General features: G+C 29.6%; 24 protein-coding genes. 12 read left to right on the top strand and 12 right to left on the bottom strand.

What is annotated here, in order from left to right:
* Positions 1-111: 111 nt before the first annotated feature.
* From flhA to EO083_RS01430, 12 genes are read left to right on the top strand one after another with little or no spacing between them, the layout of a single operon-like run.
* Positions 112-2163, top strand: a complete 2052-nt coding sequence (gene flhA, locus EO083_RS01485) for a flagellar biosynthesis protein FlhA (protein ID WP_126992451.1) — start codon at positions 112-114, stop codon at positions 2161-2163.
* The gene (gene flhF / locus EO083_RS01480) at positions 2160-3296 is read left to right on the top strand and encodes a flagellar biosynthesis GTPase FlhF (RefSeq protein WP_126992450.1); all 1137 of its coding nucleotides are present in this window, start codon (positions 2160-2162) and stop codon (positions 3294-3296) included. Before flhA ends, flhF begins: the two co-directional genes overlap by 4 nt.
* A complete protein-coding gene (locus EO083_RS01475; protein WP_126992449.1) occupies positions 3268-4101 on the top strand; it encodes a P-loop NTPase in 834 nt (277 codons plus the stop codon). Before flhF ends, EO083_RS01475 begins: the two co-directional genes overlap by 29 nt.
* A complete protein-coding gene (locus EO083_RS01470) occupies positions 4098-4631 on the top strand; it encodes a PilZ domain-containing protein (RefSeq protein WP_126992448.1) in 534 nt (177 codons plus the stop codon). The genes EO083_RS01475 and EO083_RS01470 overlap by 4 nt, the downstream gene beginning before the upstream one ends.
* Positions 4632-4645: 14 nt before the next feature.
* Positions 4646-5311 (top strand): flagellar brake protein, encoded by a 666-nt coding sequence (locus tag EO083_RS01465; protein ID WP_126992447.1) that lies wholly within the window; start codon positions 4646-4648, stop codon positions 5309-5311.
* 11 nt (positions 5312-5322) lie between these two features.
* Positions 5323-5940: a CheY-P phosphatase CheC gene (gene cheC, locus EO083_RS01460; protein ID WP_126992446.1), complete on the top strand. Its 618-nt coding sequence runs from the start codon at positions 5323-5325 to the stop codon at positions 5938-5940.
* Positions 5940-6422, top strand: a complete 483-nt coding sequence (gene cheD / locus EO083_RS01455) for a chemoreceptor glutamine deamidase/glutamate methylesterase CheD (protein ID WP_126992445.1) — start codon at positions 5940-5942, stop codon at positions 6420-6422. Before cheC ends, cheD begins: the two co-directional genes overlap by 1 nt.
* Positions 6419-7099, top strand: a complete 681-nt coding sequence (locus tag EO083_RS01450) for a sigma-70 family RNA polymerase sigma factor (protein ID WP_126992444.1) — start codon at positions 6419-6421, stop codon at positions 7097-7099. The genes cheD and EO083_RS01450 overlap by 4 nt, the downstream gene beginning before the upstream one ends.
* Position 7100: 1 nt before the next feature.
* Entirely contained in the window at positions 7101-7409 is a 309-nt protein-coding gene (locus EO083_RS01445; RefSeq protein ID WP_126992443.1) for a hypothetical protein, read from the top strand.
* Positions 7406-7849, top strand: coding sequence for a hypothetical protein (locus EO083_RS01440; RefSeq protein ID WP_126992442.1), 444 nt, complete (start codon positions 7406-7408; stop codon positions 7847-7849). Before EO083_RS01445 ends, EO083_RS01440 begins: the two co-directional genes overlap by 4 nt.
* A complete protein-coding gene (locus tag EO083_RS01435; RefSeq protein ID WP_126992441.1) occupies positions 7837-8517 on the top strand; it encodes a hypothetical protein in 681 nt (226 codons plus the stop codon). Before EO083_RS01440 ends, EO083_RS01435 begins: the two co-directional genes overlap by 13 nt.
* Complete coding sequence (locus EO083_RS01430; RefSeq protein ID WP_126992440.1) at positions 8514-9431, top strand: hypothetical protein; 918 nt, start codon at positions 8514-8516, stop codon at positions 9429-9431. Before EO083_RS01435 ends, EO083_RS01430 begins: the two co-directional genes overlap by 4 nt.
* Here the strand turns inward: EO083_RS01430 and EO083_RS01425 are convergent.
* From EO083_RS01425 to EO083_RS01370, 12 genes are read right to left on the bottom strand one after another with little or no spacing between them, the layout of a single operon-like run.
* Entirely contained in the window at positions 9420-10589 is a 1170-nt protein-coding gene (locus EO083_RS01425) for a TolB family protein (RefSeq protein ID WP_126992439.1), read from the bottom strand. The two genes, EO083_RS01430 and EO083_RS01425, sit on opposite strands and share 12 nt — an antisense overlap.
* Positions 10586-13165, bottom strand: coding sequence for a CBS domain-containing protein (locus EO083_RS01420; RefSeq protein WP_126992438.1), 2580 nt, complete (start codon positions 13163-13165; stop codon positions 10586-10588). Before EO083_RS01420 ends, EO083_RS01425 begins: the two co-directional genes overlap by 4 nt.
* Positions 13162-14346 carry a metallophosphoesterase gene (locus EO083_RS01415; protein ID WP_126992437.1) on the bottom strand — a complete coding sequence of 395 codons (1185 nt, stop codon included), beginning with the start codon at positions 14344-14346 and terminating at the stop codon, positions 13162-13164. Before EO083_RS01415 ends, EO083_RS01420 begins: the two co-directional genes overlap by 4 nt.
* A 12-nt stretch (positions 14347-14358) precedes the next feature.
* Positions 14359-15198, bottom strand: a complete 840-nt coding sequence (locus EO083_RS01410; RefSeq protein WP_126992436.1) for an MBL fold metallo-hydrolase — start codon at positions 15196-15198, stop codon at positions 14359-14361.
* Positions 15195-15650 carry a 50S ribosomal protein L9 gene (gene rplI, locus EO083_RS01405; protein WP_126992435.1) on the bottom strand — a complete coding sequence of 152 codons (456 nt, stop codon included), beginning with the start codon at positions 15648-15650 and terminating at the stop codon, positions 15195-15197. Before rplI ends, EO083_RS01410 begins: the two co-directional genes overlap by 4 nt.
* A 5-nt stretch (positions 15651-15655) precedes the next feature.
* Positions 15656-16441 (bottom strand): peptide chain release factor N(5)-glutamine methyltransferase, encoded by a 786-nt coding sequence (gene prmC, locus EO083_RS01400; RefSeq protein ID WP_126992434.1) that lies wholly within the window; start codon positions 16439-16441, stop codon positions 15656-15658.
* A complete protein-coding gene (locus EO083_RS01395; RefSeq protein ID WP_126992433.1) occupies positions 16438-16743 on the bottom strand; it encodes a metal-sulfur cluster assembly factor in 306 nt (101 codons plus the stop codon). Before EO083_RS01395 ends, prmC begins: the two co-directional genes overlap by 4 nt.
* 5 nt (positions 16744-16748) lie before the next feature.
* A complete protein-coding gene (glmM, locus tag EO083_RS01390; RefSeq protein WP_126992432.1) occupies positions 16749-18041 on the bottom strand; it encodes a phosphoglucosamine mutase in 1293 nt (430 codons plus the stop codon).
* Positions 18038-18568, bottom strand: coding sequence for a bifunctional pyr operon transcriptional regulator/uracil phosphoribosyltransferase PyrR (gene pyrR / locus EO083_RS01385; RefSeq protein ID WP_126992431.1), 531 nt, complete (start codon positions 18566-18568; stop codon positions 18038-18040). Before pyrR ends, glmM begins: the two co-directional genes overlap by 4 nt.
* A gap of 1 nt (position 18569) precedes the next feature.
* A complete protein-coding gene (locus EO083_RS01380; RefSeq protein WP_126992430.1) occupies positions 18570-19346 on the bottom strand; it encodes a hypothetical protein in 777 nt (258 codons plus the stop codon).
* The gene (gene tgt, locus EO083_RS01375) at positions 19339-20442 is read right to left on the bottom strand and encodes a tRNA guanosine(34) transglycosylase Tgt (protein ID WP_126992429.1); all 1104 of its coding nucleotides are present in this window, start codon (positions 20440-20442) and stop codon (positions 19339-19341) included. The genes EO083_RS01380 and tgt overlap by 8 nt, the downstream gene beginning before the upstream one ends.
* Entirely contained in the window at positions 20426-21049 is a 624-nt protein-coding gene (locus EO083_RS01370; RefSeq protein ID WP_126992428.1) for a cyclodeaminase/cyclohydrolase family protein, read from the bottom strand. The genes tgt and EO083_RS01370 overlap by 17 nt, the downstream gene beginning before the upstream one ends.
* Between the last annotated feature and the right edge of the window lie 5 nt (positions 21050-21054).

Raw genomic sequence — 21054 nt, 5'->3', positions numbered from 1 at the left:
CTTTTCTCTGACAAGTAAAAAAATATGTTGTTAATATAAAAAATATCTCTTTATCATATTTATAGAATTTATGGTAAAATAAATATGACATATTTTTTCAGAGGTGATTAAATGGCAAAAGGCACTGATATAATTGTAGCAATAATGATTGCTGCTATTGTTTTATTAATGATTCTTCCAATCCCTGGTTTTTTATTAGACTTTTTTCAACTTTTAAATCTTTCTCTTTCACTAATAATCCTTTTTTCAACAATGTATATTAGAAAAGCACTCGAACTTTCTTCATTCCCTACAATATTGTTAGTTATAACATTGTTCAGGCTTGGATTAAATGTAGCTTCTACAAGATTAATATTACTTCAAGGCCCAAAATTTTCTGGTAAAGTTATCAGAGCTTTTGGTGACTTTGTCGTTGGTGGTAATTATGTCGTTGGTCTTGTAGTATTTTTAATACTTGTCATAATTCAATTTATAGTAATTACTAGAGGTTCAGAAAGAATTGCAGAAGTTGCAGCAAGGTTTACACTTGATGCAATGCCTGGAAAGCAAATGAGTGTTGATGCAGATTTAAACGCAGGTTTAATTACAGAAGATGAAGCAAGAAAAAGACGTGAAGAAATAAGAAGAGAAGCTGATTTTTATGGAGCAATGGACGGTGCTTCAAAATTTGTAAGAGGTGACGCAATAGCTAGTATAATAATAGTTCTTGTAAATATAATTGGTGGCTTAATTATAGGAATATTGACCCACAAAATGACTGTATCTGAAGCTGCTCAAACATTTACTCTATTTACAGTAGGTGATGGACTTGTAACCCAAATTCCTGCTTTAATGGTTTCTACTGCAACTGGTATATTAGTATCAAGGGCAGCTTCAGAAGATAATCTTGGAAATGAATTAGTAAGAGAATTAAGCGGCGAAAAAAAGGTAATAATCCTAACTGGATTTATCCTTATATTCCTTGGAATCTTTACTCCTATTCCTTTTTCTGCTGCAATTTTAGGAACATTATTTATGATCACCGGTTTCTTAATTAAAAGCACAACAGAACCTCAACTTGAAAGCGTTGGTGGTAGTGCTGAAATTCCAACAGCTCAAGCACCAAGTGGACCTATTTTAACTACTCCACAGGAAGTATCAGAAATTTTGCAAACTGATACTGTAGAAGTTGAGATTGGATATGGTCTTATACCTCTTGCTGATACATCTCAAGGCGGAGATTTATTAGAAAGGGTAACAATGGTAAGAAAACAAATTGCATATGAATTAGGATTAGTAATATCGCCAATAAGGGTACGTGACAGTGTCTTATTAAAATCAAACGAATATGCTATATTTATCAGAGGAGCACAAGTTGCAAAATATGAATTAATGCCTAATAGATTACTTGCAATCAATCCAGGAACAGTTACTGAAAAAATACCAGGAATCGAAACAAAAGAGCCCGCTTTTGGACTCCAAGCATTTTGGATTGATGAAAGTAAAAAAGAAGAAGCTAGTAGGTTGGGGTATACCGTCGTTGACCCTCCAACAGTTTTTGCTACACACTTAACAGAAGTACTAAAAAGAAACGCTCATGAACTACTAGGTACAAGAGAATTTGAACTACTTGTTGAAGGCTTAAGAAGTAAATTTGAAAAGCTTGTAGATGATCTGTTTAATGTATTAAAACCATCTGATGTAAAAAAAGTTCTTCAGAGATTATTAAAAGAAGGTATTCCTATAAGAAATCTTTCTTTAATATTTGAAACTTTATTAGAATATGGTGAACAAACAAAAGATGTAATTTATTTGACAGAAAAAGTAAGAAAGGCTATGAAAAGACAAATTATTACACCTTTAATATCACCAGATGGTATTTTACATGCAATTGCTATTGATAATGAGCTTGAAAAAAATTTGGTAAATCTTGTAAGAGAAAGCGACACTGAAAGATACCTTGACCTAAACCCAGAAATTATGAGAGAATTAATTGAGTCAATTTCTAACTCTCTAGAAAATATTATGAAAAAAGGATATAATCCTGTTTTAATTTGCTCATCCTCATTAAGACCACTTATATCAGATTTACTTTTAAAATTTATCCCTGGAGTTTATGTAATATCATATGATGAAATCCCAGAAAATGTTTCCATGCAAATCGAAGGAGTGGTTAGATTATGATAGTTAAAAAATATGTTGTAAAAGATATAAAAGAAGCACTTGAGAAAATTAAAATTGAGCTTGGAAAAGATGCAGTAATTTTAGGAACAAGAAAAATTAAAAAAGGTGGTTTTTTAGGTATAGGGGCTAAAACTTTCTTGGAAGTTACTGCTGCTGTTGAAGAAAAAGAAGTAGAAAAGCAAAAACAAAATGAAAACAAACAAATATATCAGTTACAAGAACTATTATCAAAAAATTCTAAAACTACAACTTCTAGTTCTGAACTATCCGAAATTAAAAAAATGATGTATGAACTAAAAACGATGGTTTCCAGCCAAAAGCCGGACAATGAACCCGAATGGAGTAAAGATCTAAGAAAATCTTTGTCATTTCATGATGTTAATTTTGAAATCATCGAAAAAATTATTGAATATATAAAAATAAAATATGGAAGTATAGACTTCAATGACGAAAATAGTAGGTTCGTACTATCTGAAGTTTTTTTGCCATTTATAAAAACTGAAGTTCCAGATTTAAATGGAAAGGTAATGTTTGTTGGTCCAACGGGTGTTGGAAAAACTACAACACTTGCAAAGCTTGCAGCAAAAATGTCAATTAATAACCACAAAAAGGTTGGAATACTTACTCTAGATACATATAGAATAGCTGCAACTGAACAATTAAAAACTTATGCAACACTGATGGATATTCCAATGAGAGTAGCATATACTCCAAAAGAAGCAAAAATTGAACTTGAAGCAATGTCTGATTTTGACCTTGTTTTCATAGATACAGCAGGAAGAAGCCAAAAAAATGATCTACAAATGAATGAAATTAAAGCAATGTCAGAAATTATAAACCCAGACTTTATTTTTTTAGTTGTAGGAATGCAGTATAGAAGTAATGACGTAGAGTTAATTACCAAAAAATTTTCAGCAGTTTCTCCAACACATGTAATCTTAACAAAAATGGACGAAACATCTTCTTTAGGACATTTCTTAAATATAGGTCATTATATAAATAGGCCAATAATCTTTGTCACAAATGGTCAAAGAGTTCCCGATGATATTATGGAAGCGAACAACAAAGAACTCTCTATAATCTTGTCCAGAGAGGTGCTAAATTATGTTAAATCAAGCAAGCAATTTGATTAATCTTGAAAATGTGGTTTTAATTGGTAGTGGAAAAGGCGGAGTTGGGAAAACATTAATTACAGTGAACCTAGCTATTGTTTTAAAACAGTTAGGGTATAAGGTATTAATATTTGATTTAGACGTTGGTTTTACAAATTCTGATGTTCTTTTAAATGTTCACCCACAATATTCTATAAATGATCTATTACTAAATAAATGCGAAAGGGAAGATGTAATCTGTTCAACAGAATATGGTGTAGACCTTGTAAGTGTAGGAAGTGACATTGAATCGATTTTCAACTTTAATCCAGAAAATATTAAAAACTTTTACATAAAATTTGCACAAATTGCAAAAGATTACGATTTTACACTCATAGATCTTCCACCTGGCTATAATAACAACTACGCTCCGTTTTTTAATAGTGCTACACACACTATTACAATCACCACTACACATCCTACTTCTCTTGTAAACTCATATACTTTTGTTAAAATTTTAATACACAAAGGTGTCCCATCTTCTAACATACACTTAGTTGGAAATAACATCGAAAATTATAACGAATCTCTTGAAAATCTTAAACGTTTTTCATCGGTTTTAGAAAAGTTTACAGGAGAAAAAATGGGATCACTAACAATTATCAAAAGACATAATCTTGTAGAAAAAAGTGTTTTTAATAGAAAACCTTTTGTCATTGATCACCCTAAAATACAACCAACTTTTGCCCTATACAGAATTGCATCTATATTAACAAAAAAAGATATTTCCTACAAAGAAAACATATTAGACAAAATTCTCTCTTTTTTCAGGAGTGATCATGAATGACCATTATTGAATTTATAAATAAAAACTTGAGTGGTATATATTTATTAGCAAAGGATCATAATAAAAATGATTATCAAGTAAGACTAATTAATATCCAAAAAAATGGAATTGTTGAAATAGAAAGCAATGATCAGTTCAATATTGGAAAAACCTTGCAATTAAATATTCCAGTAAAAGAGGCTCTATTACTTATTGTTGGTGAAGTATTTGATATTAAAGAAAAAAGATATTTTTTAAAAACTCATGAAAAAGTCGGAATAATTCAAAGGCGCAAAGAAAAAAGATATCCATATTTTAAAAGAGCTATTTTTTCTAATAACAAATTACTTATAATTGATGTCTCAAAATCTGGAATGCAAATTTTTTCAGAAAAAGAAATGGAATTAAAATCAAGTTATGAAATAACAATCGACGATAAAAAAATTAATATTATTCCTATGTGGAGAATATATGAAGAAGAAATATATAGAATTGGATGTAAAGTCTCCAATGAATCCTTAAACTTATGGAATAACATACTAAATATTTAGAAAGGGTGCAACAAATGGCATCATATGTAACAAATATTCCTGTTGAAAAGGCATTAAAAATTGGCCTTCCTGGAGTTGTTGAAATTACAATGGTAAAAGAATTAGAAGGTACTTATAAAACATCCATTGCCGATATGGAACTTTCAAAAAGATTAATTTACCTGTCTATACCTACATACAAAGGCAGGATGATTCCTATACCAAAAGGTGTAAGAATGAACGTCAAAATATTTGATAAAAGTTCTATGTTTTCATTTACAACTGTTTCCCTGGGAGTTATAAAAAGAGATAATCTTTACATGCTTCCTGTGATTGCGCCTGATGAAGTTAAAAAAACAGAAAGAAGAAAATTCAAAAGAATCCCATTATATGTATATGGAATTTTAAAAAAATCATTGGATGAAAATTCAGAAGCTATACAATTTTTAACAAAAGATTTTAGTGCTGGTGGAATTAAATTTGTTACAAATACTATCTTAAATGAAGGAGATATAATATATGTAACTCTAAATCTTGATGACGAATTACAAATAGAAAATCAAAAAGCAAAAATTGTAAGAGTAGATCAAAAAACAGAAGAAGGATATCAATATGGAGCCCAGTTCATAGACGTTCCTAGGCAACTTGAAAATAAAATGGTAAGGTTTGTTTTTCAAAAAGAAATTAAGGCAAAAAAATAGGAGGGATTATAATGCTTGAAAAATTAAACGACTCTCAACTTGATTTTTTAAAGGAAATAGGAAATATTGGTTCTGGAAATGCTGCTACCGCGCTTTCAACCATGATTGGAAAAAAAGTAGATATATCTGTCCCTTCGACAAAGGTTGTACCTATTTCCCAAATTCCTTTTATTTTTGAAAATCCTGAAGAAATAGTTTGTGCAATAAAAATGAAAATGAGAGAAGATGTTGAAGGTGAAATCCTTTTAATCCTGAACTCTAAAACAGTAAAAGAAATAACTAAAATATTGACTGGAAATAGTTTAGAAGATATTACTAGTCTTGATGAGTTTTCCTCTTCAATGCTTAAAGAAATTGGAAATATAATGTGTGGTTCATATGTTACAGCACTTTCAGGATTTACAGGTTTCTTTATAAACCCAGATCCACCTGAGCTTGCCGTTGATATGATTAGTGCAGTTTTGGCCGAAGTATCTTTATCTGTATCAACAACTGAAGATTACATTCTGTTGATTGAAACCTCAATAAAAATTGAAGGCATAGACAAAGAATTAACAGGATACCTGCTTTTACTCCCAAATGAGGAATCATTGGAAAAAATACTTAAAAAATTGGGGATGTGGAATTAATGCCGATCAAGTCAAAGAAAATTATTGGTATAGGAGATTATGCCATTGGTGATAAAAATACGATTCTTGTAACGTTAGGCCTTGGATCATGTGTGGGTGTATGTATAAGAGACAAAAATAAATTGATAGGTGCAATGGTACATGTTATGTTACCTGACAGCGACGGGAAAGAAGTTAACAAACCTGGAAAATATGCAGATACCGGGATTAAAATAATTGTTGAAGAACTCAAAAAATTAGGCGCAACTACATTTGAAGCTAAAATCGCTGGTGGGGCTTCTATGTTTGAAAAATCAGCAATGGATGTGGGGAAAAGAAATGTGGAAGCTGTCAAAAAATGGCTTTCAAAATTTGGAATTCGAATTGTTTCCGAAGACACAGGCGGGAATCGTGCAAGAAGTATTGAATATGATATAGAAACTGGAAAATTAATGGTAAGGAAAGTTAAAACTGGTGAAAACGTGGAGGTAATTGAAATTTGATAAATAAAGAAGCATTAGTAAGAGAATATCTACCATATATAAAAAAAATTGCATACGATTTGAAAAGAAATCTTCCTCACAACGTGGAAGTTGATGATTTGATACAGGAAGGTTTAGTTGCGTTTTTACAAGCTATAGAAAAATTTGACCCTAAAAAAGGAGCAAAATTAAGGTCATATTTGCTTACTCGTGTAAAAGGAGCAATGTATGACTATCTTAGAAAAATCGACTGGATGCCAAAAAATTTAAGACATGATATAAAATTAGTTGAAGATGCAATTATAAATATGGAGTCTGACAGTAATGATATAGATTTTGAAAAAATAGCTAAAATTACTAATTTGCCTATTGAAAATGTTAAGCGTGCCTACAATGAATTAACTAGAAAACAACTTCTAATGTTAGATAGCTACATTTCTGATGATTCTGAGCTAATTGATAAAATTGCTTCAGATGAAAATCCTTATTCATATGCAATTAACGAATTATTAAAAGAACAACTTATTGAGGCGATAAAAAAATTAGACGATAAGGAGCAGTTGCTACTAAGCCTTAGATTTGAACATGAACTTTCACTAAAAGAAATCGGAAAAGTTTTAAATGTCACAGAATCCAGAGTGTCTCAATTACTTGCTAAAACATTAGCAAAGTTAAAGAAATATTTAGGGGGGGAATAATATGGACCCTATTGAATTACATCCAATTTATACAAGAGCAAGCGTAGAAAAATCTGCTCACTTTAGTAATTTACAAAATTATGCAAATGTTTTATCAGAAATTAATGCAAATCAATTAAAAGAAAAAATAAAAAGAGAACAAAGTTCGCCAAAAGTTGTTGAAAAAACATCAAGCAATTTAATCAAAAATTCTACTGAAAAAAATGAAAGTAAGAACAATCAATTTTATAATAAAAAAGGAAAGAAAAATAAAACAAAAGAGGATATCATCAAAACTGAAAATAATCATATACTGGATGTGAGAATTTGATCGGTTATCTTTCTGTAAAAAAAATACTAGATAAATACATTGGTGGAATATTAATAATCAATGATAAAGGGATTCCTGTGGAATTTAAATACACAGAACCAATTATCCCCACAGCAATACAAAAAATCATATATGGTTCTTCGCTAGAAGAGTACCTTAGTACAGAGATAATTGGTAAAACACTAATTGAAAAAATTGAAAATAAACCAGAAATTATATTTGTTGACAGTCAAGAACTATTATCACTCGAGAATGTAGTTTTTTTAGCTGAGCTTAAAACTCCTGCTGAAGAATCATTGGAAATAAATAATAGATATTTTAAAATAATACCATTAAAGGAAAATATTAAAAGCATCTTAATTGATATATCCGAAAAAATAGATATTACCGAACCTTTTTCAAGGCTTGAAAAGGCGCTGAATTACGTATGCGAATCATAAAAAATATTGTAGAAACATTAAAAATGGAACTTGGATTTATAAAAGTTAATAATCTTGACCTTGAATTGTCGGCAAATGCTTCCGAAAACTCGATAAATTTGAGTACAAAAACTTTAGATAAAACATTAAGAACAAATGTCCTAAGCCTGGAATTTGAAAGCAAAGCGAATGTAAAAAATGAAGTGATAGAAAAAAATATTATTCAAATAAAAGATATCGCGTTTTCTGGGAAAAATTTAAAGCTAAACGAACTATCCTTTAAAAACTTTACCAAAGTCAAAAATCAAACCTTAATATTTAACATTCCCAATTGTACTAAAACACCAATATTGATAAAGAATATAAAAATCAATAAAACTGGTGAGTTCAAAGTCAAAATTAATAAAAATTATATTTCTCCTATATATACTATAACATTTCTTCCTACACCTTCTGTAAAGAAAGAAAAAATTTTAAAATTATTGAAAAATATTATCGCCAATTATAAAAATAGTGATATAAAATTTGTCGGTTATTACAAAAATATTCCTATAGGATATGCCTATAATATAATAATCACAGATAGAAAATTAATATTACATGTTAAAAGTAAGGGAAAAGATATTTCGAAAGATATTGTTGTTTTTAAAATTGGGGAAAAATATAAATTGGAGGTTATTGAAGATTGATTTATGATCCAGAATATTTCTCAAGACTTACAACTTTAAAAGGAAAAAGAAAAGTAATTTTTGATATTCTAAAAAGTATTAAACATATGAATTCAAACAACTACAAAATATTAATTAATAATTTAGAAAATAAAAAACTAAAAGAAAAATTAAAAAAAACAAATATAAATTATTTTATCGTTTATACCTCAAACCTATTACATGGAAGTGGAAGCATAATATCCAGACTAAAAATGTTTAAAGAAATAAACATAGAGCCAAACGAAATTGGTGAAATATTATTTTGGGCTAACCCTAAAAAGTTTCCATTTCCAGATACATCTGAAAATTACGATAAAAAATATTTTGAACAAAAAAATAAACTACTAAAAAAATATAAGGTATCAGATTTTCTCGAATTATATGTTATCGAAAGTCTTAATAAAGAAACTTTCTTAAATGATATTATTTCTGAAATAAATTCAATTACTTTTTACAATTTAGATAGAATTAATTGGCTCAGAGAAATTATATATGAACTTGATCCTATTTCAAAACAAAAAATTAGAGAAAAAATATCAATTCATCCATATTTAAAAAGAGCGCTTTTTTCAAAACCAATAAGCCCTGTAATTTTAGATGGCAATAACATTGCTTTTTGGTCTAGACCACCGTCTACAAAAAACATTTATAGCCTTCTAGAGTCTCTTTCAAAAAACAAGGATTTTTACTTTCCATTCTATATTGTTTTTGACAAAAATGCTAAATATATCTTTAAAAATGATAGTATATTTAATTTACCAAACGTATACTTTCATTCACCAGCAGATGAATTGATTATTTCACTTGCTAAAGCAAAAAAAGGAAAAATCATATCAAAAGACAAATTCAGAGATTGGGATAAAAATATTAAAAAGTTGATTTTAGAAATCTAATTTTTTAACAAAAATATCCGGCTCTTTTCCATCTTTATAAACTGAAAAGAATAAAAGGCCATCACTTACTGTAGGATAAAATACATCATAATTAATATCACTAGTTAAACATGTAACACTAGATGTATCCAAATCTTTCATCCAAATCCTATATATTCCATCCCTGTTAGATGTGAAAATTAATTTGTTTTTATAGATAACTGGATCGTGCTCATTATAAAAACTATCTTCCACTTTTAAATTTTCTCCATCAACATATTTATATATACCAAAATTTGCACCATTTAAAGATGTATAATATATATCTCCATCATAAACAAATGGTGTAAAAACCATATCTCCATAAACACCTAAAATCTGCTTTTTACCATTATAAATGTTTGCCATTATCATTACATTCCCTTTTTCAGTATCTTGTATATATAAAACGTTATCATTATCATACCACACAGGAGTATACGATGGTAAATTACTGTCAGAAATCTTTTTAATTTTTTTTGAATAATCATTAACCCCAAAAGGCATGGTATAGATACTCCAGTTTCCATGCAATGAACCTTGAAATAGTACCATTTTCATATCCGATGAAAACCTTGGATAGTACTCACTACTACCCCAAACAGGCAACAGTGTAATTTTCTCATTTTGAATATCAATATATGCTAAATTTCTATTCCCGCCTAATCTATCAGTTATATAAAGAAATTTTCCATCTTTAAAATCTCCATATTCATCAACACCTGGATAAAATGTTAATCTTAAATAATTGTCAAAATCTCTTTTTTTAAGTTTATTTATTGAAATTTTTTCTAGAGGATAATAAACTATTTCCTCTAAAAAAGTACTATATTTTTTATAACCATTTGGAGAATAAACACTACTGACAACATAATCAAAATCCTCGTATGTTGCCTTATATAAATTATTAGTTGAATCATAAGTTAAATAGAGATTTACATAATAATCGCATGTTACATCTGATGAAGAATTAATAAATTTCACATAATCCTTATATTCACTATACTCTTCATTTATAAGATTACTTGCATCAACAAGCAAATCATATGTTTCTGTACTGTAACTAGTTACTACACCAATAGTATAAGAAAACAAAATATACGAAATAAAGGAAAAGGCTAAAATTAACACTTTTTTCATGTTTCATCCTCCAATATTTTTTTTAATTCTCCTTCTTCATTAATTGACGGGTTATCTAATTTTCTACAATATAACTCATTCATAACTTTTCCAATTTCAACAGAATTTTTCACATTCATTTTTTCTTTTAAATAATTGCCTGAAATGCTAAGCTTTGTTGAAAAAACCCTTTTTAAATATTCTACAAAATATTCTTTGGAATCCTCTTCGTCAATATATGACATTATATGAGCAGCTGTCTCAGCTGAAGGTTTACCTATTACTTTATAAATATCTGAAAACCTTATTTTATATTTTATCATGTTTAAAAGAGGAGGTAATCTAGTTTCTGTTGCTTTTATCTCATCTATAAATTTTTTAGGAATACCATACTTTTTGATAACCTGTTTTAATGTATCAATATCATAGTATTCTAGCAAAATTCTCAGTAATGAATAAAAAATATTAATCTTTTTATATAATTCTCTTATAATCCTAAGGTTATTAAACAAATTTTCTAACTTTTTTTTCATAACACTTGTAAAATAGGTTTTAGGAAATATATGTTTTAAAATCTTTAGCTGTGCTAATCTCTTAATTGCATTTAATGGCTCTCTTTCTCCTAGAATTTTTTCTAATTCCTGTCTTATCCTTTGTCCACTAACTTTTTCAAGAAAACCTCCATTGAGTGTTTCATGTAAAATCCTTAATGTTTCTTCTTCTATTTTAAACCCAAATCTCTGTTCAAACCTTACAGCTCTAATTATTCTTGTTGGATCTTCAACAAAGCTTAATTTGTGCAATACTCTTATTAAACCTTCTTTTAAATCTTTTCTTGAATCGAAAAAATCATAAAGTAATCCAAATTCTTTAGTATTTAATTTTATAGCCATTGCATTAATAGTAAAATCACGACGATATAAATCTTTCTTTATGGTACTAATATCTACTTGCGGCAAATCAGCTGGCTTTTCATAATATTCTGTTCTAGCAGTTGCTATATCAATCCTAAAACCATCTTTAAAAAATAGTGACGCTGTCAAAAATTTTTCATGTTCTACCATCTTAGCTCCTAATTGCTTGCTTGCATATTTTGCAAATTCTAATCCGTTTCCTTCAACTACAATATCTATATCATAATTTTCTAATCCTAAAAGTAAATCCCTAACAAAACCTCCAACCACATAAACGGGCATTTTTTTATCTTCACCATAGCTTCCAATAAGTCTTAAAAGATTTAGTATCCGACTGGGGATTCTTTCAACCATCAAATGTTTAACATCTTCAAATTTTAGTGTTGATTCTTTTCCTTTTTTTAACTCTTTTTCATCAAGGTTTAGTAAATCTGATCGAGTAATTATTCCAACCAAAATATTATTTTTATTCAAAACAGGTATCCTACCAACATCGTTTTCAAGCATTAGTTTTCTAACCTTAAAAACTGGATCATCTTCATACACAGTAACTAGTGAAGTAGTCATTATAGACTTTACCGGACGTTCTGAAAAACCATGCCTTATTGCCTTATCAACTGCTTTTCTTGTAACAATACCAACTAATTTATTACCTTCTATTATTGGGAAGCCTCCATGTCCTGTCAAATTCATCATCTCATACACTTTCCCAATGCTCTCATGAGAAAAAACTGTCCTAACAGGTGATGTCATTATATCCTTTGCTTTCTTAGAAAAATTTATAAATTTTGGAAGAACATTTTTTAATCTATAAATTACCTCATCTAAAGAAACATTTTGAAGAGCTGCAGAGCCAGCTTTTTCGTGCCCATTGCCACCAAAATATTGCATTATTTTCTTTATACTAATATCATCGTTCTTTGTTCTTCCCACCAAAAAGACCTTTTTTCCCATTCTCACTACAACTATTAAAGTTTCTAAATCTTCAAATTCCCAAAGCTTATATGTAATTACATTCAATCCACCGATAAATTTCTCAATCTCTGATTTAGCAATTGCAATTTTGTAATCATATACATTAAAAGTTTCAACATTTTCACTTAACAAATGCAGTAATTCTTTTTGTTCACTATTTAACTCAAAACTTATAAATTCCTGAACCCAATCAAGTCTTGCACCATTTTCTAGCAAAAATTTTGCTGCTTCAAGATCCTCAGCAGTTGTTGTATCATACAAAAAATTACCAGTATCCTCATATATTGCAATTAAGAATAGAGTTGCTTCCTCTGGAGAAATATCTATACCATTTTCTTTTATTTTTAAAACAAAATAACTCGTTATTGCCCCAATTTCAAAGCTATTTACTTCTATTTTTTCATCTATTAACTTCAATTTTGGATGATGATCATACGCAACTATCTTAGTATCATCAGTTACTTTTTCTAAAATCTTACTTCCAATTCTATCTAAACTTGCCGTATCCACAAGAACAAGCTCTTTTAAATTTTCATTGATTTCCACATCCCTTAAATATTTAAATTCAAATAATCTTAAAAATTCTTCAAGGTTTTGTTGAAATCTTCCACTAACTACTATTTCAAATTCTGGATTTATTTTTTTAAATGCATATGCAGACGCAAAACCATCAAAATCAGGAGTTCTATGTGGAGTAACTATTTTCAAAATATCACTTCCCGCTTTTTTAAAACATTCACAGTCGAAGTTACAATTTCAACATCACCATTAACTGTCAAAAGGGCATAGAATAATTCACTTCTTCTTTGAAATTTTTTGCCATGCATTTTCTCTACAACCGGTTTCCAAGAGCCACAATTGATATAATACTTTGGTTTATTTGATACGTTAAAGATATTAAACGTATTTTTGTGAATGTGTCCCATAATAACTCCATTGACTTCTTCTATATCATTCCTATAGTCATACCCTATAAAATGTTTTTCATAATTAATCTGGCCTTTTAATACCTTTTTAGCCTTTTTTATCAAATAATCCGTTCTTTTAAATTTTCTCAAATTCATTATTACTCTTACAATTATCTCTCCTAATTTTATACCTCCAAAATTGTTCAAAAATACTTTTGAAAAATTACTCCAAAAAGGATAATTGGTTTTCATCCATTTCTTTGCTTCAAGGCTTTTCATCATTCCTAAAAATTCTTCCATCCAAAATCTCAAAAGATCAATTCCTAAGTCATACTTCTTAGAAACTATCTCAAACCAATCAAATAAATCAAGAGTAGGACGTACATTATCATAATCCCTTAAAACTTCACTTGGTACCTTACCATAAACCTTTTCATCAAAATTTTTTATCATATATCTGACAATATATTCACCAAGCGGTGGAAGTATTTTTCCAGTTGTTTTATCTACAGCAAATTTATTTACTGGATCAAACTGATTACCGTGGATAACTAACATTTTTAAAGTTTCGTCATAGTGATATGGCTTTATAGTTAAATTTGGAATTTTCTCTAAAAGCTTTTCCAACAAACCCTTATTTTTATAAATATAATAATCATGATTTCCAATTATATAAAAAATTCTATTACCGTTTTTAGCAAATTTTCTTAAGCTCGAAAAAACTTTTGGATGTTTTAGCTCAATTTCTTCTATAATATCAGAACTAACGCTCTGAATAGATTCTTCATAATTAAGCAAATCAAAATCTAACTTTGAACTACTTTCAACCAGTTCAAATCCATCTCCTACTATAAATAAATCCACATTTGAAAAATCGGAAAAATCTAACATCAACTTTTCAAAATGCTCGTCGTGTTCAAAATCATCCTTTGCGCTTCCATTTCCTATGTGTAAATCACTCAAAAATAGGTACCTTTTCATTCTAATTCACCTTCATAATTTAAATAGTTTATCAGGCTTTACAATATGAACATCGATGTTTTTTAATTCTTCTTTAAAATCTTCTAGAAAACGCTCAGGTCTTTTTCCATATCTTCCAGAAATGTGATACAAAATTAACGTTTTAATTTTGGTATCTTTAATTAAATCAATAATGTCTTCAAGAACCGCATGATTTTTATATTTTCTATCTTCCTTCCTAAAAAATGTACATTCATGAAATAAAATATCCGTATCAAAAACATCCTCTTTCTTTAAAAGATAAGTATCACCAGATACTGTTAAAATTTTCTTTTCAAACTTTTCAGAAACATAATCACTTCCATGCTTTCTTGAAAGTTCCGCAATTTCTTTTTGACTCAAACTTTGAAATTCTTTTTTTAATCTTTTTCTTACCTCATATAAATGATAACCAAAACTTTTTTCACTGTAAGTATGAACTACAGAAAATGCTTTAATGTACTTTGGCTGATTTCCTTCTCTTAAATAAACAATTTGACCATCTTTTAGTGGAAATACATTTAAATTAAACCTTAAATCAGAATTCATCTTTTTAATAAATTTCAAATATTCTTCTATTCCCCTATTTCCTATTGGATAATAAATGTTTAATTCCTTTTCTCTATCTCCCATTGCATTATTTCTAGTATTAATTAAAGCCCATAATCCAGAAATATGATCAACATGACCATGAGTTAAAAATATATGCTTAATAGCATATATTTTATTATTTAATAAAGTTGCAACTCCTTCACCAGCATCAAATAATATTCGCTCAGGTGAATAATAAATCCAAGTTGTATATAAGGCTTTTGAATATGCTATTATATTCAATTTTTACCCTCCTGAACTACTTCTACTTTAATTTTTCCAGTAACTCCCTCTGGTAACTTTACTGTTATTTCATATAAGCCAAGCTCTTTTATTGGTTTATTCAAAACAATATGTTTTTTGTCAATATCTTTTCCCGTTTTTTCAGAAATTGCCTTAGCAATATCCGCATTTGTAAGTGCCCCAAATAATTTCCCACTTCCACCAGTTTTTACAGGTATTTTGTACAAATGTTGTTGTAAAAGCTTTAGCAGCTCTTCACTTTCTTGCTTTATTTTTTTCTTTTCTTCTTCCTCTTTCATTTTTTGTGCTTTAAGTTGTTTTAAAACAGCAGGAGTAGCTTCTAACGCTAAACCCTTTGGAATAAGAAAATTTCTAGCGTATCCATCAGATACATTCTTTACTTCTCCTTTTTTACCAATTTTTGCAACATCCTTTAATAAAACAACTTTCATTTAAATCACCTCCGAAAATCTTTTATTACTATTCTATCGTTTCCTGAATAATCCTTAATTACATTCCATCCCTTTTCTCTAAAAAAATCACCTTGATCATGTCCTATTTCCATAATTACAATCTTTCCTTGTAAATCGTAGCTGCTTAAAAATTCTCTATAAAAATCTAAACCATCTTCTCCTCCAAATAAAGCTTCCTTGGGTTCGAACATAACTTCCTTTTGAAGGTCTGAATTATTTTTAACATAAGGAGGATTTGATACAATAAGCTCAATTTCATCATATTCATTTTTGAATGGTTCTAAAAATTTACCTAATCTTAAATCTAATCTATCGAGTACATTGAACTTTTTTGCATTCTTTTTTGCTATTTCCAAAGCTTTTTTCGAGATATCCGTCCCAAAACCAACACAATTTCTTTCAAGTAATATAGAAATGATTACTGCACCACTTCCAACACCTATTTCGGCAACTTTCTTTATCTTTTCTTTATTGATTATTTTCGATGCATTTTCAACAAGTAATTCTGTTTCAGGTCTTGGAATCAAAACTCCTTCCTCTATATAAAAATTATGTTTGTAAAAGCTTTTTTCATTTAATAAATATGCTAATGGAATTCCCACTAATCTTTTATTTAAAATATCAAAAAAATTTTTCTCACAAAACTGATATTCAGGATGAGTGACCAAATATTCTTTAGTTTTACCGGTAATTTTTTTTATAACAAGATAGGCTTCCAATTCAGGAAGCCCTCTATCTTTGCAAATTTTTAATGCTTCATAAACCTTCATATCCCTAATTGAGCTCTTACACTTGGATCAACTCTATCAGGAGTCCATGGTGGATCAAAGGTAAGTTCAACTTTTACATCATTTATTCCTTCAATTTCTCTAAGTTTGGTCTCTGCATCTTGCAAAATTAGACCTGCAAGTGGACACATAGGAGTTGTCATTGTCATTAATACATACACATTATCATTTTCATCGACCTTTACTTCATATACTAATCCTAATGATACTACATCTAATCCAATCTCAAAATCAATTACCTCTTTTAACTTGTTATAAACCATTTCTTCTGTTATTTTTCCCATAAATATCACTCCTTTTTATCATCAAGTTTTTTTATTAAATCTGCTATATCATTAGCTATAATTGTTGATTCATCCATATCTGGACCTTCAACCAGAACTCTTACAACTGGTTCTGTTCCAGATGGTCTTACTATAACTCTATAATCTTTAATTGATTTTAATTTTTCAAATACTTCTTTTGATTTATAAACTTCCTTATCATTAACCTTTACATTTATCATCACTTGCGGATAATCAGGTATTAATTTCGATAACTCAACTAATCTTTTTCCAGAATTTACCACAGCTGATAACGTCTCTAGTGCTGTAATAAGACCATCACCTGTTGTAGATCTATCTAGATAAATTATATGACCACTTCTTTCTCCACCTAAAATTATATTTTCCTTTAGCATCTCTTCCAAAACATATCTGTCACCAACTTTAGTTCTTACTACATCTATTGAATTTTCATTTAAAAATCTTTCAAGTCCCATATTAGATAAAATCGTTACCACTACCTTATCGTTCTTTAAACGTCCTTCTTTTTTTAACTGTAATGCTGTCAAACCTATAATTTTATCTCCATGAAATTCCTGACCATTTTCATCCAAAAAAATACACCTATCACCATCTCCATCATGCAAAACTCCAATTTTTCCATTAACTATGTAATTTTTTATGTTTTCTGGATGAGTTGAACCACAATCTTTATTTATATTAAAACCATCAGGTTCATTATTTACAACTTCAATTTTTGCTCCAAAATATTCTAAAATTTTAGGATTCAGATTATACGTTGCTCCGTTAGCAACATCCATTACAATTTTCAATCCTGACAAATCTAAATTCTTATAAAGTTCCTTTATATAATTAAAATACTCTTCTTCAGCTAACTTATAATCAATTACTCTTCCAACCTTTTCAAAAGAATTATATTTTACATTTTGCATTTCATTTTCTATACGTTCTTCTAAACTATCAGGCAACTTATAACCCTTCATTATTACCTTCAATCCATTATATTCGGGAGGATTATGAGATGCAGAAATCATTATTCCAGCTGCATTTTCAAGTTTGGTTATTAAAGCAAGTGCTGGAGTTGACATTATTCCACACCTATACACATCAGCGCCTGCAGAAGTAATACCAGCAATAAGAGCTGCTTCTAACATATCACCTGAATTCCTCGTATCTTTTGCAATAAAAACTTTTCCATTAACCATGTTTCCTACAGCATTACCAAGTCTAAAAGCTAGCTCTGGAGTTAGAAATTCATTAACAACTCCCCTAATTCCATCTGTTCCAAAGTATCTCACTGTTCTTCCTCCTTGTCCAATATATACACCGAATCTTCTCCATCCACTTCACTTATCCTAACTTTAATAGTTTCTCTTTCCTTTGAACTTGGAATATTTTTTCCAACATAATCTGGACGTATAGGAAACTCCCTATGACCTCTATCTACCAATACAGCTAATTGTATAAATTTTGGCCTTCCCCTACTTGTAACTGCATCCATAGCCGCTCTTATCGTTCGGCCTGTAAACAAAACATCATCCACTAATATTACTACCTTATTCTTTACTTCAAAATTTATATTACTCTTATCTTCTTTGGTCTTTTTTTCATCATCCCTAAATGGCCCAACATCAAGTCCACCAACTGGAACTGCAATACCCTCTATCATTTGAATATTTTCTGATATTCTTTTAGCCAAATAGTATCCTCTTGTATATATTCCAAGTAAAACAATTTCTTGGGCTCCTTTATTTCTTTCTAAAATTTCGTGAGAAATTCTCATTAATGACCTTCTTATATCATCTTTTCCCAAAATCTTTTTCATATTAAAATTTCACCTCAATATTTACTTCATAACCATAAGGTGCTTCTTCATAATGCATTGGAATATCAACCAAAAAATTTCTATCAAACGCATAAAAGCCAAAAATTGAAATGGATAAATCTTCTAATTTAATTTTAAAATCTCCACTAATTTTATTTAGCATAACATTATCTTTAACAATATATTCAGGTACCCAAAAAACGTCAAAATAAAGATTGGTAAATGAAATAACAGGACCTAAATTAAACTGAATATACTCTTGTTTTACATATTTCAAAGCACCGTATAAATTAAAATTACTCGTTCCAAAACTAAAATCAATACCAACATTTGGCTTAAAAAATGTAAAAGGTTTTTGAGCATAAAGAGGTAAGTCATCAATAAAAGCTCCTATATTAAAATAATTTGATAATGCAGCTTCAAATCCTATTCCTACACTTAAAGACCTACTTACAGTAGATTCAGTAGTTAAACTATTAAAAACAAAATTAGTCCCCCATTGAAAATTTTTTGACACACCTTTAATAACATACCCGATGCTATTTATTGATTCATTTTCACTATTTTCTGTTCTCAAATATAATAAACCATTCAAAGAATTTTCCTGATCAAAGTAATCTAATTCAAAGTTAGTCAACCAATTATCCAAAAACATTACTCCAAATTTAACACCTACTCCACTTTGGCCTTCTAGAAGGTCAACTGGACTTTTAACAGTCCTCATCGAAAAAACAAATAAACCTAATATCATTAAGAAAACTACAAAACTTTTACGCATAATACTTTAAAACCTCCCCCCTCAGTTCCTGGAAAGTATCATTTTCAATACTTTCTCTTATCTTTTTACTTAAATCCATCATAAAATGCAAGTTGTGAATGGTTAGAAGTATTTGGCCCAGTACTTCCCCCCTGTCAAATAAATGTCTTATGTAAGACCTTGAAAAGTTTCTACATGTATAACATCCACAACTTTCATCAATTGGTTCCTTACTAAATTTGTATTTTGCAGATCTTATATTGAGTTTCCCTTTCCAAGTTAAAGCCTGTCCATGCCTTGCAACTCGTGTAGGCAAGACACTGTCAAACATGTCAACACCAGAATCTACCAAATCAACAATTAATTTTGGGGAACCTGCTCCCATAAAATATCTTGGCTTATTTTCTGGAAGCAGAGGAGCGGTAAATTTAGTCATATCAAGAGTAATATCATATTCTTCACCAACACTTAATCCACCAATTGCAAATCCATCAAAGTTCATACTTGTTATTTCTTTAGCACTTCTAAGCCTTAAATCCTTGAAAAAAGCACCCTGAACTATTCCAAATATTGCTTGATCAGAAAGTGAACGAAGTTTTTTTAAACTTCTTTCGGCCCAAAGACTTGTAAGCTCAAGCGCAACTACCGCATCTTGATGACTTATTCCAGGTTCTGCACAATAGTCAAAAGCCATTACTATATCTGAACCAATAGCGTGTTGAATTTCCATCGAAAGTTCAGGGGTAATCATGTGTTTGCTACCATCCAAAGGAGAACGTATTAAGACTCCATCCTCGGTAATTTTTCGACCTTCCCTTAAACTAAAAACCTGGAATCCGCCACTATCGGTTAGTACTGGTTTATGCCAATTCATAAAATTATGAATTCCACCATGAAATCTAAAAACATCTAATCCGGGCTTAAGGTACAAATGAAACGCATTTCCCAATATAATTTGCGCTCCAACTTCATCTAAAAGTCTTGGAGTCATTAATTTTACATTCGCATTCGTTCCAACAGGCATAAACGTCGGCGTTTCTACAACACCATGTGGAAGATGAATTCTTCCTCTTCTAGCATTTCCGGAAATTTTTAACAGTTCAAATTTCAAAGCCATTCTCTTTTACCAACTCCCTAATAGATTTATAAATACCTTCTACTTCATTTTTTAATTCTTCAAGCTCTTCTCTATACTTTTTTACAAACTCATCATCTTTAATGCTCGACAAGTTAATTAGAACATTATACATACCTATTCTAAATGCTGCATATGCTAGCTCAGCGGAAGAGTAAGCATCAGAAATAGCGTTTTTATTTCCATGTTTACTAGTTACTAGAGAAAATTTTAATACATTCCTTGCTTCTCTTGCAAGCTCAAATGGAATATCGGCAGCTTCTTTTAATGCTGCTTGTAATTTTTCACTCCTTGTTGGATCATCTTTTGGAATTTTTATTGCCTCCATAACTTTATTAAAAGCGCTTATATCATCATACGCTAAATGTTGAAGCTTTTCCCTTGAATAGTTCATATTTTCTAAAACTTCTTCCATTGTCTCTTCAAAATCGGCATATTTTTTCTTTCCTATAGTCAAGTTTGCAACCATTTGATTTAATGCTGCAGCTAAAGCTGCTACAATAGCTCCAACTGCTCCTCCACCAGGAGTTGGTGTTTTATCTGCAACCATATCACAAAACTCTTTTAAGGTAGTTTTTTCAACATTCATTGAGA

The sequence above is a fragment of the Thermosipho globiformans genome, assembly GCF_003990895.1.
GTDB classification, from domain to species: domain Bacteria; phylum Thermotogota; class Thermotogae; order Thermotogales; family Fervidobacteriaceae; genus Thermosipho; species Thermosipho japonicus.
Note: the sequence above shows the minus strand (reverse complement) of the source record. Positions and strands in the feature narration are given on the sequence as shown.